A 14,639-nucleotide genomic window follows, 5' to 3' on the forward strand; every position below is an offset into this window, starting at 1 on the left:
CAAAAAATATGAATAAGCTCAGAGGAGTCAGAAAGCCTTATTTCGCAAGGGTTACCGTAGCGGGTGAGGCCTGTTCGAAACCGCGTTCGAGGATTTCCAGATTGGTCAGCACTTCAGATTCTCTGACGTAATTTGGCGCGCCGTTAACGAGCGTTTCATAGAGCGAATCGTAGACGCGGCCGTAGTCGCCCGGCACCGCGTCGACCTTCTCACGCACGGTTTCCCCGGCGCCGTTGACATACTCCAGCACCCCTTCGCCTTCATGGGCCGCAAAGCCCGGTTCGCCCGGCATGACGCCCGCTTTCAGGCTGGTTTCCTGCTGGTCGATGCCATAGCGCAGAAACGAGCCCTGGGTGCCGTGCACGATAAACTTCGGGTAATCGATTTTGACGAAGTGGCTGGTTTTGACGATGGCTTTCATATCGCCATAGAAAAGCTGCGCTTCAAACGTATCGTCCGGGTTCGCCTTATTGCGCAGGCTGCGGATGTCGTAGCTGACATGGTCCGGTCGGCCGAACAGCGAGATTATCTGGTCCATCGTGTGCACACCAAGGCCGTAGAACATGCCGTCCTGCGGCAGGCCCGGCCTGGTCTCCGCCGTCGGGCGGTAGTAATCGAAGTGGCTTTCGATTTCGACAATCTGCCCAAGCTTGCCGCTCTCAATCACCTGTCGGGTGGTGAGGAAGCAAGAGTCGAAGCGGCGATTCTGGTAAGGCGTGACGGTCAGCCCTTTGCTGCGCGCCAGTTCGAACAACTCCCGCGCCTCGGCAATCGTCGGCGTGAAGGGCTTCTCCACCAGCACGTTTTTGCCCGCTTCCAGCGCGCGCTTCGCGTAGTCGAAATGGCTGTCTGCGTGAGTGCAGACAACCACCAGCTTTACAGAATCGTCGCCCAGCACCTCGTCAAGATTGCTGGTGAAGTGGATATGCTGATATTCCGGCTGCTGTTCCAGCGCCGGTTTCTCGTGGCGGCGGAAAATATGGGCAACGTGAAATTTATCCTTACGGATAAGCACGTAAGGCAGATGGTAACGGGTGGTGCTTTTGCCAAAGCCGATAAAAGCGCAGTTGAGGGTCATACTCTTTTCCTTATTTCAGACACTCAATTTACCTTAACTCCCGATGCGGGCATGCGCCAGTCCGGGCGCTTTTCTGAATGCGAAAAGCACACTATTCCTGGCTCGTTGATTCCGCAGAGGAATTTTGACCGCTGCTGTAAACCAGGAATGTGTTTAGCCCTGAAGCGTTACGGGTGCGTGGTAGTATGCGCGGCCCGGATAACCCGGCGCTTTTATCTTTTCACAGGCGGGCAACGGAGCCGCAGGCAAACCACCATGGATCGGCGTTTTCTCTTTTTCAATGCGGGACTCTTTTTCTGGTCGCTGACGCTGGCGGCCTGGTGTTATCACGCCCGGAACTGGGCGCTGCCGCTCGCCTGCCTGACCTTATTGGCTTTTACCCTTCATCCCTTACAACAGCAGGTTATTATTATGTTTGGAAAAATGAAAACGACGGCAGAGACGCCGCAGAACAAAGTGGTTACCGCCCCGCAGGCGGTTGAGAAAGAGCCGGCGCGCGAAGAGAAGCAAAACAATACTGTGGTTGCCGCCGACGTGCGCTTTGAAGGCAATATTACCGCCGCCGGGCAGGTTTATATCTACGGCGCGGTGTACGGCAACATCGACTCCAGCGGCGGCATTATCAAAATCATGCGCAGCGGGCTGGTGGAAGGCAACATCACCAGCCGCGAACTGATTGTCGACGGCACCGTCAACGGCCAGTGCCGCTCTGAAGCCATCGATATTTACGAGCACGGCAAAATCCACGGCGCGATTGCCTATGCGACGCTTTCGATTAAAAAAGGCGGCGCGCTGGTAGGCCAGTCGGAGATCTGGACGCCGGTTGAAGCGCAGACCAACATCCTTGATTTCAGCGCCGAGCAACCGATAGCGGCGGAAGCGGCGCCAGACGAGGCGATAGTCGGGCCGCAAAAACCCGCAAAAGAGAAAAAGCAGGCCTGAACGTTAACCCACCCCGCGGCGTTCAGGCAAAAAAAAAGCCAGCACCCGGCTGGCTAAGAAATACTGGAAGCAATGTGAGCAATGTCGTGCTTTCAGGTTCTCCGTTGGGGACTCCCTGAACGCACGGCAATAATAATCATTATCATTCGCATGTGTCCAGCGATTTTTAGCAAAAAATGGCAGTTGACCCCAAAAGCGAAACCCCGGAAGGTGGTAATTACCGTCACTCAATGAGGAGAAAAGCATGTCTGAACAAGTGGTTGTCCGTCACGCCGAAGCCCGGGATACCGAAGCCCTGCGCCAGCTCAACGCCCTGCCGGAGGTCTACCACGACACGCTGCAAATTCCTCATCCCTCTTTTGAGATGTGGCAGGCGCGCATGAGCCAGCCGCCCGCCGGGCGGCGTCAGTTAGTGGCCTGCATCGACGATGTGGTGGCAGGCCATCTTGCTTTGACGGTGGAGCAAAACCCGCGCCGCAGCCACGTGGCTACCTTCGGCATGAGCGTTCACCCGGCGCAGCGCAACCGCGGCGTCGCTTCCGCGCTGATGGCGGAGATGGTGAACCTCTGCGATAACTGGCTGCGCATTGAGCGCATCGAACTGACCGTCTTTGCCGACAACGCGCCCGCGCTGGCGGTCTACCGGAAGTTTGGGTTTGTGCTGGAAGGCACCGGTAAGCAATTCGCCCTGCGCAACGGCGAATATGTAGACGCTTACTACATGGCGCGCATGAAGACGCGTTAACCTTGTTGCTTCACATTCCGCCGTAAACCTTTTTCGGCGCTGTCGCCTGACAGCGCCGTTCTCTTTCCCCGGTCTCTTACGCTTTATGACCATACCGTTTGGCATATAGCCAAAATTCATATGAAATATTTTTTGGTCATTTTAAAGCTATAAACCCTCTCTATATATTTGTCTGAAAAACGCCCCAGGCAAAAAACTTCATACGCCATACCCGCCCTTTTAGCGCTCATGACGGTTTGCAGGATAAAGAAAGTTAATGATTGTTCTAAAAAACATATCCAAAATTTTTCACACGGGAAAAGAGAGCCTGACCGCCGTTGATGACGTTAGCTTGTCCATCGCGCGCGGGCAGATCTACGGCATTATCGGCTACAGCGGCGCCGGGAAAAGCACCCTGATACGCCTGCTGAACGGCCTTGAGAAGCCGACCGCCGGCAGCGTTGTGATTGCCGACCACGATATTTCGGCGGCGAAGGGCGAAGCGCTGCGCCGCGCGCGTCTGAAAATCAGCATGGTGTTCCAGCACTTCAACCTGCTGTGGTCGAGAACCGTCAGCGAGAACATCGCTTTTTCGATGCAGATTGCCGGGGTCCCAAAAGCGGACATCAAAAAGCGCGTGGCGGAGCTGGTTGAACTGGTTGGGCTGAAAGGACGCGAAAACGCCTACCCTTCCCGCCTGAGCGGCGGGCAGAAGCAGCGCGTGGGCATTGCGCGGGCGCTGGCCAACAACCCCGACGTGCTGCTGTGCGACGAGGCCACGTCGGCGCTTGACCCGCAAACCACCGATCAAATTCTCGACCTGCTAAAGGACATCAATAAGCGCTTCAACCTGACCATCGTTTTGATTACCCATGAAATGCACGTGGTACGCAAAATTTGCGATCGCGTGGCGGTGATGGAAAACGGCAAAGTGGTGGAAGAAGGCGACGTATTGCAGGTCTTTACCCACCCGCAAAAGGAAATTACGCGGCAGTTTGTGCGCCAGATTAGCCAGCATGACGACGACGACGCGTTTCAGCCGGAACTGGCCGATAACCTGCGCGGCACCATTATCAAACTCACGTTTGTCGGCCACAGCACTCACCAGCCGGTCGTGGGCGAACTGACGCTGCGCTACGGCGTGCCGTTTAATATTCTCCACGGGCGGATGACGCAAACCGCGCAGGGGGTATTCGGCCAGCTCTGGCTGCATGTCGACGCCAGCGAAGAGCAGCTTAACAACATTCTTAACGACTTACGCCAGCATGATATTCAGAGTGAGGTAATTAAACGTGGCTGATTCATTTTTCCCCCATCTGAAATGGGACCAGCTTATTGCGGCCACGCAGGAAACGCTTTATATGACGGCGCTGTCGGGTATTGCGACGTTTATTCTCGGGCTGATTCTGGGGCTGGCGTTATTTTTAACGGCCAGAGGCAGCTTATTCCAGAACCGGACGCTCTATGGCGTTATTTCTATTGTGGTAAACGTCTTCCGCTCTATTCCTTTTATTATTTTGATTGTGCTGCTGATCCCGTTTACCAAAACGATTATCGGCACCATTCTCGGCGCCAATGCCGCGCTGCCAGCGTTGATTGTCGGCGCGGCGCCCTTTTATGCGCGTCTCGTTGAAATCGCGCTGCGCGAAGTGGACAAAGGCGTGATTGAAGCCACGCGTTCTATGGGCGCTCGCCTGAGCACGCTTATTTTCCGGGTATTAATTCCTGAATCCTCACCGGCGCTGGTCTCCGGCATTACCGTTACGCTTATCGCGCTGGTGAGCTACAGCGCGATGGCTGGCGTTATTGGCGCAGGCGGTTTAGGCAACCTGGCTTATCTGGAAGGATTCCAGCGCAACCACAACGATGTCACTCTGGTGGCAACGGTAACCATACTCGTCATCGTCTTCATTATTCAGTTTATAGGCGACGCGCTGACGAAGTATTTAGACAAACGTTAAACACACACAACAGAGAATTAACCACATGAAAAAAGTTCTGACACTGATTGCCGCCGCCACATTAAGCTTTTCCGCCTGGGCTGATACCTTAACCGTTGGCGCGTCTAACGTTCCGCATGCGGAAATTCTGGAGCAGGCGAAACCTATTCTTGCTAAACAGGGCATCGATCTCGAAATCCGTCCGTTCCAGGATTACATCCTGCCGAATACCGCCCTGGCGAGCCATGATATCGACGCTAACTATTTCCAGCACATCCCGTATCTGAACAGCGTGCTGAAAGATCACGCCGACGATAAGTCTTATGACTTTGTCAGCGCGGGCGCTATCCATATTGAGCCGATCGGCATTTACTCTAAAAAATACAAATCGCTGAAAGATTTGCCTCAGGGCGGCAAAGTGATTATGCGTGACGCCGTGGCGGAAGAGGGCCGCATTCTCTCTATCTTTGAAAAAGAAGGCGTGATTAAGCTGAAGCCGGGCGTGGATAAAGTCGCCGCACGCATCAGCGACGTGGTGGAAAACCCGAAAAAACTGCAGTTCCTGCCGAACGTTGAAGGCTCCCTGCTGCCGCAGATGTACGCCAACGACGAAGGCGACGCGGTGGTGATTAACGCTAACTACGCCATCGACGCTGGTCTGGATCCGGTGAAAGACCCAATCGCGGTGGAAAGCGGCGAAAATAACCCGTACGCCAACATCATTACCGTACACCGCGGCGACGAGAAGAAAAAAGATATCGTCGCGCTGGTGAACGTACTGCACTCTAAAGAAATTCAGGACTGGATCCGCACCAAATATAAAGGCGCGGTCATTCCGGTAAATAACTAAGCGAAAAAAGATAGCCGCAGGTTAAGCGGCCATCCTTTCTCTTCTTTAAGCCGCAGGCGACACACCGCCTGCGGCTTAATGCCGCTATTAATACCCCGCCGTTAAATCCTCCACCGTGCGCGGGTCGGAAGCGCCATAGAGCATGCCGTCCGGGCCGACCATGATGCTCTGCGTGCTGCCCATCACCTCTTTCACCGCCACGTTCTGCCCTTTCTCTTTTAACAGACGCTGCGTGTCCGGGCTAAACCCTTTCTCCAGCCATAGCTCGTCCGGCAACCACTGGTGGTGGAAGCGCGGCGCGCTGGTCGCTTCCGCCACGTTCATGCCGTAATCCACGGTGTTGACTATCATCTGCAGCACGGTGGTGATGATGCGACTGCCGCCCGGGCTGCCGGTCACCAGCCAGGTTTTGCCCTCTTTCACCACAATGGTCGGCGACATGGAAGAGAGCGGGCGCTTCTTCGGCCCCACGGCGTTGGCGTCGCCGCCCACCAGCCCGTAAACGTTCGGCACGCCGGGCTTGGCGGAGAAGTCATCCATTTCGTTGTTCAGCAAGATGCCGGTATTGCCCGCCACGATGCCGCTGCCGAAATCGGTGTTGAGCGTATAAGTCACCGCCACCGCGTTGCCGTCTTTATCCACCACCGAGAAGTGGGTGGTCTGGTTGCTCTCATAGGGCGAGATATTGCCAGGCTTAATCTCCTTTGACGGCCTCGCTTTGTTGATATCGATTTGCTGCGCAAGCGACTTCGCGTAACCCTTGCTGGTGAGCGCTTCCCACGGCACTTTCACAAAGTCGGGGTCGCCAAGGTACTCCGAGCGGTCGGCATAGGCGTATTTCTCCGCTTCCGCCATCAGTTGAATGGCGTCGGCGCTGCCGAAACCATATTTATGCAAATCGAAATTCTCCAGAATATTCAGGATCTGCACGATGTGGATCCCGCCGGATGAAGGCGGCGGCATGGAGTAGATCTGGTAGCCGCGATAGTCGCCGCTAATCGGCGTACGCTCCACCGCCCGGTAGTTGGCGAGATCGGCTTTGGTGATAAGCCCGCCGTTTTTTTCCATCTCCTGCGCTATCTGGTCGGCAATCGGGCCTTTATAAAAGGCGTCCGGGCCGTTTTCGGCAATCATCTCCAGACTTTTCGCCAGATTGGTCTGCACCAGCCTGTCGCCCTGCTGTAGCGGCGTGCCGTCCTGCTTCCAGAAAATCGCCTTGCTGTTTTCATGTTTGGGCAGGATATCGGTGCCGTACGTTTTCAGGTCCGAGGCCAACGCCTCGTTAATGGTTATCCCGTCGCGCGCGAGCTTAATGGCAGGCTGCATCACCTTGTTAAGCGGCAGCGTGCCGTACTTCTCCAGCGCCATCGTAAAGCCCGCCACGCTGCCCGGCGTGCCGGTCGCCAGATGCGACGTCAGGGATTTATTGCTGTCGGCGTTCCCCTGGTCGTCGAGGAACATATCCCGCGTGGCTTTTTCCGGCGCCATTTCGCGAAAATCAATGGCGGTGACCTTGCCCTCTTTGGTGCGCAGCATCATAAAGCCGCCGCCGCCCAGGTTACCCGCCTGCGGGTGCGTGACCGCCAGCGCAAAGCCCACCGCCACCGCCGCATCCACCGCATTGCCGCCCTGCTTAAGGATGTCCACGCCCACCTGGGTGGCGGTAGCGTCTACCGACGCCACCATGCCGTGCTGGGCGCGCACCGGATGAAAGATATCCTGCTCGACGCCATAAGAAACCGGAGCAGGGGCTGCCGTAGGCGGCGGCGCGGCCGTCACCGATAAACATAGCCCTGCCACCAGCGCCGGGATGACGGCCCAGCGTGCCGTGTTCCACCTCATCGTCATTGCTGCTCTCCTGCTCAAACGGGGCCAGCCCCCGCTTAAGCCTGGTTCACAATGCTTAAAAAATCATCGTACTGCGCTAAAGGAGATACACTAAAAGAATGCCCCCGAGACGGAGGAAGTGAGCATGAAACGAACATGGCTACTGGCGGCTCTGCTGCCCTGCTGCGCGCTGGCGCAGCCTTTAAATGTGACCAATAACCCAAACCTGCCCGGCTATCAGATCCCTGCCCAGCAGCGGCTGCAAACGCAAATGCAGATAGAACAAAATCAGCGGCAAACCATGCTTAACCAGCAGGTGCAGTCGCAAACTCGCCTGCAGCAGCAACATCTGGAATCGCAAATTAACAACAACACGCAGCGGATGCGCCAGTCGCAGCCGGGCGAGCTGAACCCGCAAACGCAGCAGGTGCTGCCCAACACCAGCGGCAGCATGCTAAGCAGCGGCGGCGAACAGCGAATGCTGAATTCCTCTGTGAACCAGAGCGGGATGACGAGCGGCGGCGGTCAGGATCGCATGCTGAACAACAGCGCCAGCATGACGCAGGAGAGCCATATGCTGCCGCAAAGGAGCAACGGCGATATGCTGCAACAGAACAACGGCACGCTGAACAACAACAGCACCGGTACGATGCCGCAGCCCAACGTGCCGCTGAAAACTATCGGGCCTTAAGCGTGAAAACCGGGGCCAATGAGGTCAATCCGGTCGGTGCAGATGCAGTCTACGCCCCAGCTCAGCAATAGCGCGGCGCGCTGCGGGTCATTCACGGTATAAACCAGAATGCGCAGCCCGGCGGATTTAATTTGCGCCACCCGCGCTTCATCCAGCAAGCGATGGTTAAGGTGCAGGGAAACGCAGCCGAGCCGGGAGGCCAGCGCACGCCAGTCGTCGCGCCACGCATCCAGCAGCAGTCCGCGCGGCAGTTCCGGCGCGCTCTGCTGCGCCGCCGCCAGCGCCTCAATGGAGAATGAGGAGAGCAGCGGCGCGGTCATTCCCTGCCACAGCGCGCGGGCGGCCTGCGCCACGACGCTCCCCGTTTCGGCATCCGCGCCGGTCGTCGGCTTGATCTCAATATTCGCCATCATCGCGTGCTGGCGGCAGCGCTGCGCCACCTCTGAAAGCAGCGGCAGCTTCTCGCCTTTAAACTCGCCGCTATACCAGCCGCCCGCATCCACTTTCAGCAATTCATCCCACGTCAGGCGCCCCGCCACGCCCCAGCCGTTGCTGGTACGCTCAAGCGTATCGTCATGCAGCAGGAAGATCTGCCCGTCGCGTGAGAGCTTGGCGTCAAACTCAATCATGGCGTGACCGAAGCGCGCCCCGACGTCAATCGCCGCCAGCGTGTTTTCCGGCGCCAGCTTGCCGCCGCCGCGGTGGGCGACGATGCGAGGGTAAGGCCAGTTGCTCATAGTCGTTGTCCTGTTTCACCGTCAAAAAAGTGCAGATGATTTTCCGGCAGGCGCAGCCACAGCGTGCTGCCCGGCTGCGGGCGCTCCTGATGCGCCAGACGCACCACTACGCTCTGCTGCCCCCAGCGGCCGTGCGCGAGGTTATCCGCGCCGAGCATTTCAAGCGTATCCAGCGGCAACGGCACGCCGCCTGCGGTTTGTGAGCTTAGCGCAATATGTTCCGGGCGGATACCCAGCGTCACCTTACGCCCGGCGAGCGATTTATGCAGCCGCCCCAGCGGCAGAGAGAGATCGCCGTCCACGTCGAAATGGGCGCCGTCGGCGTTAACACGCCCTTCCAGCAGGTTCATCGCCGGGCTGCCGATAAAGCTCGCCACAAAGCGGCTGGCGGGCTTTTCGTAGACCTCCACCGGCGTGCCTATCTGCTCCGCCACGCCTTTGTTCATCACCATCACGCGCTGGGCGAGCGTCATCGCCTCCACCTGGTCGTGCGTGACGTACAGCGACGTGGTGCGCAGACGGCGGTGCAGCTGTTGCAGTTCAAGACGCATCTGCACGCGCAGTTTGGCGTCGAGGTTGGAGAGCGGCTCGTCGAAGAGAAATACCGCCGGGTCGCGCACGATGGCGCGGCCCATCGCCACGCGCTGGCGCTGGCCGCCGGAGAGCTCGCGCGGGCGGCGCTTGAGCAACCCGTCCAGCTCCAGAATGCGCGCCGCCTCTTTCACCCGCTCGGCGATATGCGCTTTGCCCATGCCGCGAATCTTCAGCCCCCAGGCCATGTTCTCTTCCACATTCATATGCGGATAGAGCGCGTAGTTCTGGAACACCATGGCGATGCCGCGCGCTTTCGGCTCCATTTCCGTAACGCGCTGGCGGTCTATCCAGATATCGCCGCTCGTCACCCGCTCAAGCCCCGCCACCATGCGCAGCAGCGTGGACTTGCCGCAGCCGGACGGGCCGACCATCACGATAAATTCGCCATCCGCCACGTCCACCGTCAGCGGCTGGATAACCTGCGTTTTGCCGTTATCCCAGCTTTTGGTCACTGCCTGAAGTTTTAAACCTGCCATCTTATTTCTCGCTATCCACCAGCCCGCGAACAAAGGCGCGCTGCATTGCCAAAACAATCACTACCGGCGGGATCAAGGTCAGCAGCATCGCCGCCATCACCTGGTTCCACTGGGTGCTCCCCTCGCCAAGCGAAATCATCCCCTTAATGCCCGCCACCGCCGTGCCGAGGCTCGGGTCGCTGACTATCAGCAGCGGCCAGAGGTACTGGTTCCAGCCGTAGATAAAGGTGATGACAAACAGCGCCGCCAGGTTGGTTTTCGACAGCGGCAGCACGATGTCGCGGAAAAAGCGCATCGGCGAGGCGCCGTCTATGCGCGCCGCTTCCAGCAGTTCATCCGGCAGCGTCATAAAGAACTGGCGGAACAGAAAGGTGGCGGTAGCCGACGCCATCAGCGGCAGCGTCAGCCCGGTGTAGCTGTCGAGCATTTTCAGGTTCGCAATCACCTCCACCGTCGGGAAAATACGCACCTCCACCGGCAGCATCAGGGTGATAAAAATCATCCAGAAGAAGAGATTGCGCAGCGGAAAGCGAAACCAGACGATGGCGAAAGCGGAAAGAATGGAGACGGCGATTTTGCCCACGGTGATGCTGAACGCCATGATGAAGCTATTAAGCAGCATCAGCCAGAAGGGCGCGCTGTTGGCGCCGACGCCGTTGCGCCAGATGTTGCTCATGTTTTCCCACAGGTGGCCGCCCGGGATAAGCGTCATCGGCGTAGCGAACACCGCCTGGTTATCGAGTGTTGCCGCCACAAACGCGACGTAGAGCGGAAAAAGGATAACGGTGATGCCGATAATCAGCATCACATGACAGAAGATATCCAGCCCGCGACGGTTCTCAATCATTGGTAGCGCACCTTTTTTTCCACATAGCGAAACTGCACGACCGTCAGCACGATAACCAGCAGCATCAGCACCACGGACTGCGCGGCGGACGCGGAGAGGTCCAGCCCGGCGAAGCCTTCGCGATAAATTTTGTAGATAAGCGTGGTAGTGGCCTGCACCGGTCCGCCCGCCGTGGCGGCGTCGATAACCGGAAAGGTGTCGAAAAAGGCGTAAACAAGGTTCACCACCAGCAGGAAAAAGCTCACCGGCGCGATAAGCGGCAGCGCCAGCATAAAGAAGCGGCGAATGGGCCCTGCGCCGTCAATGGCGGCGGCTTCCACCAGCGAACGCGGGATGGACTGCAACGCGGCGAAAAAGAAAAGGAAGTTGTAGCTTATCTGCTTCCAGACCGAGGCGAAGACCACCAGGAACATCGCCTGGCCGCTGTTCTGCGCGTGGTTCCAGTAGTAGCCCATCTGCTCAAGCACGTGGGTAATCAGCCCGCGCCCCGGGTTGAACAGGAAGATCCAGAGCACCGCGGCAATGGCGGGCGCCACCGCATAGGGCAGCAGCATCAGCGTCTGGTAAAAACGGCTGCCGCGCACCACGTAATCCACAAGAGCTGCGAAAAAGAGCGACACCAGCAGGCCGCTGACGGTGACCAGCGCGCTGAATTTAATAGTCGTCCAGAAGGAGTCCAGATAGTAGCTGTCGTGGAAGAGCTGGGTGAAATTCGCCAGCCCGACAAACTGGCTGGAGAGACCAAACGGATCAACGCTTTGCACGGAGTACCAGAGCGCTTCGCCGGCAGGCCAGATGAAAAAGATAATGGTGATAATCAACTGCGGCGCCAGCAGTACATAGGGCAGCCAGCCTGAGCGAAACACCGGACGAGATGAAGACATAGCGTAACTCTTTAACAGCAGCGGGCGGCGGACAGGCCGCCCAACGTTGCGGAAAAACGTTAAAGGCGGAGGCGTTTCGCTTATCCGCCCGACAATGGCGTTATTCAACGGCGCGTTCTGGCTTTATCCCTCACCCCGGCTCTCTCCCCGCAGGGGCGAGGGAGAAAACCGTTTATCCTTTCGCGGCGGCACTTTTCGCTTGCGGGAGGTCTCTTACGTTGGAACCGTCCGGCTCCTTCTCCCGGAAGGGGCGAGGAAACCGTTTATCGTTCCGTGACGATGGCCTTCGCGTTATTTACAAGGCAACCGAAGCCAGCCGGTTCCCTCTCCCCGTCAGGGAGAGGGTTAGGGTGAGGGGCGTCGCGTTATCAGGACTTCGTCGACTGCTCGAAACGGCGCAGCAGCTGGTTGCCGCGCTCAACGGCGGAGTCCAGCGCCTGCTGCGGCGACTTCTTACCGGTCCAGACGCTTTCCAGCTCTTCGTCAACAATGGTGCGGATCTGCGGCATATTGCCCAGACGCAGCCCTTTGGTGAACGGCAGCGGCGGCTTGTTCAGCATCTGGCGAGTGGCGATATCCGCGCCTGGGTTCTTGTCATAGAAGCCCTGCTCGCGCGTCAGGTCGTAAGCGGCGGTGGTGATAGGCAGGTAACCGGTTTTCTGATGCCATTCCGCGGCGATTTCCGGCTGCGCAAGGAAGTTCAGGAACTCCGCCACGCCTTTGTACATCGCTTTGTCTTTGCCCTGCATCACCCACAGGCTCGCCCCGCCGATAATGGCGTTTTGCGGCGCGCCTTTCACGTCGGCGTCGTAAGGCATCATGCCTACGCCGTAGTTGAATTTGGCGTAGTGGCGGATATCCGCAAGCGAACCGGAAGAGGCCGTGGTAATGGCGCAGTCGCCGTTGTAAAACTTCTCGGTTGATTCATCTTTACGCCCGAAGTAGCTGAAATCGCCCTTCTTGTTGAGCTCCTGCAGCAGCGCGATGTGCTTCACCTGCTCCGGCTTGTTGAACTCCAGCACCGCGTCGGCGCCGTCGAAGCCGTTATTTTGGGTGGCGACCGGCAGACCGTGCCAGGCGCTGAAGTTTTCAATCTGGATCCAACCCTGCCAGCCGCTGGCGTAGCCGCATTTCATCCCTGCCGCTTTCAGCTTCGCGGTGTAGGCGGCGAGATCCTGCCAGGTTTTCGGCGGCTGCTCCGGGTCTAAGCCCGCTTTTTTGAACGCATCTTTGTTGTAGTAGAGCACCGGGGTGGAGCTGTTAAATGGCTGAGAGAGTAAGTGCCCGCTTTTGGCGTCGGTGTAGTAACCGGCGACGGTCGGCACAAACTGGGTTTCATCGAACTTAATGCCAGCGTCGTTAAAAACTTCGTATACGGGCTTAATGGCTTTGGAAGCCATCATGGTGGCGGTGCCCACTTCATACACCTGTAAAATCGCCGGGGCGTTGCCGGTGCGGAAAGCCGCGATGCCTGCCGCCAGGCTCTGCTCATAGTTGCCTTTGTAAACCGGTGCGATTTTGTATTCCGGGTGCGCCTGGTTGAAGCGCTGCGCCAGCGAATCGACCTCTTTACCCAGTTCGCCTTCCATGGAATGCCAGAAAGGAATGGTGGTTGCGGCCATTGCCGGGCCGCTCAGCGCCCATCCCAGAGCCACACAAATTGCTGTACGTCGTAACGAAGCTGTCATGTCTGTTATCTCTCTGATTATGCGTCGTTTGAGATGCGCGAAATCACGCGTTTTATGCTCGCGAGGTAACATGACATGCGCGTATGACAGAAAAATAACTGCTAAGTTACGAAATTGTTACATTCAAACGGCGCAGAGATGACGCTAACGTGATACCCGGGTGACGGGTTTCACCCGCGTAGCCGGGCGGCGATGTCTTCAGGCGAGAGACATTCAGCCGCTGCGTTAGCCGCCAGCCAGCTATCGCGTTTTAGCCTTCTGCCATTCGCCGTTTTTGATTTGGTTATAGGTGCGGTTGATCTCGCGGCGTTCCGCCTCCCTTTCGCCATCAGACAGGGCTCGCTGTTCGTAGTCGCAAGGGGAGTAACGCACGCGGCGGCACTGTTCATCCATATCGCGGGCGGTGGGCGTCGGCGTTTTTTCTTGCCAGACAGCAGGGTCGCGTAGATCCCGCTTTCCCGGCGGGGCCAGTTCAACGCCCGCAGCGGTAAGCGAGCTGTAAAACATGAACAGAGGCAGCAGATGATATGTTGCCAGGCGCATATTTCCTCCCTGCCCTGACCGGGCGCGCGATAAATAAACGCCCGAGAAATTAGCACGGCGGAAAGTAAAAAGGAGCCTTGCGGCCCCTTTTACAGAATAGTGCTTTACCCGCCGAGATAGGCGCTGCGCACCGCCTCGTTGGCGAGCAGCGCCTCCCCGGTATCCTCCAGCACCACGTGGCCGTTTTCCAGCACGTAGCCGCGGTCGGCGAGCTTCAGCGCCTGGTTGGCGTTCTGCTCGACCAGGAAGATGGTCATGCCCTCTTTGCGCAGCTGTTCGATGGTGTCGAAAATCTGCTGAATGATGATGGGCGCAAGCCCCAGCGACGGTTCATCCAGCAGCAGCAGGCGCGGCTGGCTCATCAAGGCGCGGCCAATCGCCAGCATCTGCTGCTCGCCGCCAGACATGGTGCCGGCGCGCTGGATGCGGCGCTCGTGCAGGCGCGGGAAGAGTTCATAAACGCGTTGAATACGCGCCTGATACTGCGAGCGGTCGGCGAAGAAGCCGCCCATCGCCAGGTTCTCTTCCACCGTCATGCGGGAAAAGACGCGGCGGCCTTCCGGCACAATCGCCACCGCCTCGCGCATGATGCGCGCCGTCTGCCAGTCGGTGATGTCTTTACCATCAAAGACGATTTTGCCCTGGCTTGCGCGCGGGTCGCCGCACAGCGTGCCGAGCAGCGTGGTTTTCCCCGCGCCGTTGGCGCCGATAAGCGTGACGATTTCGCCCTGCTTAATGTGCAGGCTCACCTCGTGCAGCGCCTGGATTTTGCCGTAGTGCGCGCTCACCTTGTCAAAAGACAACATCACATTTTCCAT

At 58.0% G+C, this 14,639-nt stretch carries 15 protein-coding genes; 6 read left to right on the forward strand and 9 right to left on the reverse strand.

Features of this window, described 5'->3' with window-relative positions; translation table 11 throughout:
• Positions 1 to 37 precede the first annotated feature (37 nt).
• Positions 38 to 1,078: an oxidoreductase gene (locus ACU4F7_RS20570; protein ID WP_481637661.1), complete on the reverse strand. Its 1,041-nt coding sequence runs from the start codon at positions 1,076 to 1,078 to the stop codon at positions 38 to 40.
• Between the two features lie 255 nt (positions 1,079 to 1,333).
• Between ACU4F7_RS20570 and ACU4F7_RS20575 the strand changes: the two genes are divergently transcribed.
• The 5 genes from ACU4F7_RS20575 to ACU4F7_RS20595 all read left to right on the forward strand — a co-directional run bounded on the left by ACU4F7_RS20575 (position 1,334) and on the right by ACU4F7_RS20595 (position 5,534).
• A complete protein-coding gene (locus tag ACU4F7_RS20575) occupies positions 1,334 to 2,020 on the forward strand; it encodes a bactofilin family protein (protein ID WP_481637662.1) in 687 nt (228 codons plus the stop codon).
• A gap of 244 nt (positions 2,021 to 2,264) precedes the next feature.
• Positions 2,265 to 2,765: an N-acetyltransferase gene (gene yhhY, locus ACU4F7_RS20580; RefSeq protein ID WP_481637663.1), complete on the forward strand. Its 501-nt coding sequence runs from the start codon at positions 2,265 to 2,267 to the stop codon at positions 2,763 to 2,765.
• Between the two features lie 256 nt (positions 2,766 to 3,021).
• A complete protein-coding gene (locus ACU4F7_RS20585) occupies positions 3,022 to 4,044 on the forward strand; it encodes a methionine ABC transporter ATP-binding protein (RefSeq protein ID WP_024557043.1) in 1,023 nt (340 codons plus the stop codon).
• Entirely contained in the window at positions 4,037 to 4,705 is a 669-nt protein-coding gene (locus ACU4F7_RS20590) for a methionine ABC transporter permease (protein ID WP_029590596.1), read from the forward strand. Before ACU4F7_RS20585 ends, ACU4F7_RS20590 begins: the two co-directional genes overlap by 8 nt.
• A 25-nt stretch (positions 4,706 to 4,730) precedes the next feature.
• The gene (locus ACU4F7_RS20595; RefSeq protein WP_029590598.1) at positions 4,731 to 5,534 is read left to right on the forward strand and encodes a MetQ/NlpA family ABC transporter substrate-binding protein; all 804 of its coding nucleotides are present in this window, start codon (positions 4,731 to 4,733) and stop codon (positions 5,532 to 5,534) included.
• Between the two features lie 87 nt (positions 5,535 to 5,621).
• Here the strand turns inward: ACU4F7_RS20595 and ggt are convergent, their stop codons facing one another.
• Positions 5,622 to 7,382 carry a gamma-glutamyltransferase gene (ggt, locus tag ACU4F7_RS20600; protein ID WP_481637664.1) on the reverse strand — a complete coding sequence of 587 codons (1,761 nt, stop codon included), beginning with the start codon at positions 7,380 to 7,382 and terminating at the stop codon, positions 5,622 to 5,624.
• A 124-nt stretch (positions 7,383 to 7,506) separates the two neighbouring features.
• On the opposite strand from ggt, the gene ACU4F7_RS20605 reads away from it, so the two are divergent.
• Entirely contained in the window at positions 7,507 to 8,052 is a 546-nt protein-coding gene (locus ACU4F7_RS20605) for a DUF2756 family protein (protein ID WP_029590600.1), read from the forward strand.
• Here ACU4F7_RS20605 and ugpQ read toward each other — a convergent pair.
• The 7 genes from ugpQ to livF all read right to left on the reverse strand — a co-directional run bounded on the left by ugpQ (position 8,049) and on the right by livF (position 14,639).
• On the reverse strand, positions 8,049 to 8,789 hold the full coding sequence (gene ugpQ, locus ACU4F7_RS20610) for a glycerophosphodiester phosphodiesterase (protein WP_481637665.1): 741 nt from the start codon (positions 8,787 to 8,789) through the stop codon (positions 8,049 to 8,051). The genes ACU4F7_RS20605 and ugpQ overlap by 4 nt on opposite strands.
• A complete protein-coding gene (locus tag ACU4F7_RS20615) occupies positions 8,786 to 9,859 on the reverse strand; it encodes a sn-glycerol-3-phosphate import ATP-binding protein UgpC (RefSeq protein WP_481637666.1) in 1,074 nt (357 codons plus the stop codon). The genes ugpQ and ACU4F7_RS20615 overlap by 4 nt, the downstream gene beginning before the upstream one ends.
• A 1-nt stretch (position 9,860) precedes the next feature.
• Positions 9,861 to 10,706, reverse strand: a complete 846-nt coding sequence (gene ugpE, locus ACU4F7_RS20620) for a sn-glycerol-3-phosphate ABC transporter permease UgpE (protein WP_024559789.1) — start codon at positions 10,704 to 10,706, stop codon at positions 9,861 to 9,863.
• On the reverse strand, positions 10,703 to 11,590 hold the full coding sequence (gene ugpA, locus ACU4F7_RS20625; RefSeq protein ID WP_029590603.1) for a sn-glycerol-3-phosphate ABC transporter permease UgpA: 888 nt from the start codon (positions 11,588 to 11,590) through the stop codon (positions 10,703 to 10,705). The genes ugpE and ugpA overlap by 4 nt, the downstream gene beginning before the upstream one ends.
• A gap of 368 nt (positions 11,591 to 11,958) precedes the next feature.
• Positions 11,959 to 13,278, reverse strand: coding sequence for a sn-glycerol-3-phosphate ABC transporter substrate-binding protein UgpB (ugpB, locus tag ACU4F7_RS20630; RefSeq protein ID WP_029590604.1), 1,320 nt, complete (start codon positions 13,276 to 13,278; stop codon positions 11,959 to 11,961).
• Between the two features lie 240 nt (positions 13,279 to 13,518).
• Positions 13,519 to 13,821, reverse strand: coding sequence for a hypothetical protein (locus ACU4F7_RS20635; protein WP_481637667.1), 303 nt, complete (start codon positions 13,819 to 13,821; stop codon positions 13,519 to 13,521).
• A 104-nt stretch (positions 13,822 to 13,925) separates the two neighbouring features.
• Complete coding sequence (gene livF / locus ACU4F7_RS20640; protein WP_029590606.1) at positions 13,926 to 14,639, reverse strand: high-affinity branched-chain amino acid ABC transporter ATP-binding protein LivF; 714 nt, start codon at positions 14,637 to 14,639, stop codon at positions 13,926 to 13,928.

The sequence above is a fragment of the Franconibacter pulveris genome, from assembly GCF_056780215.1.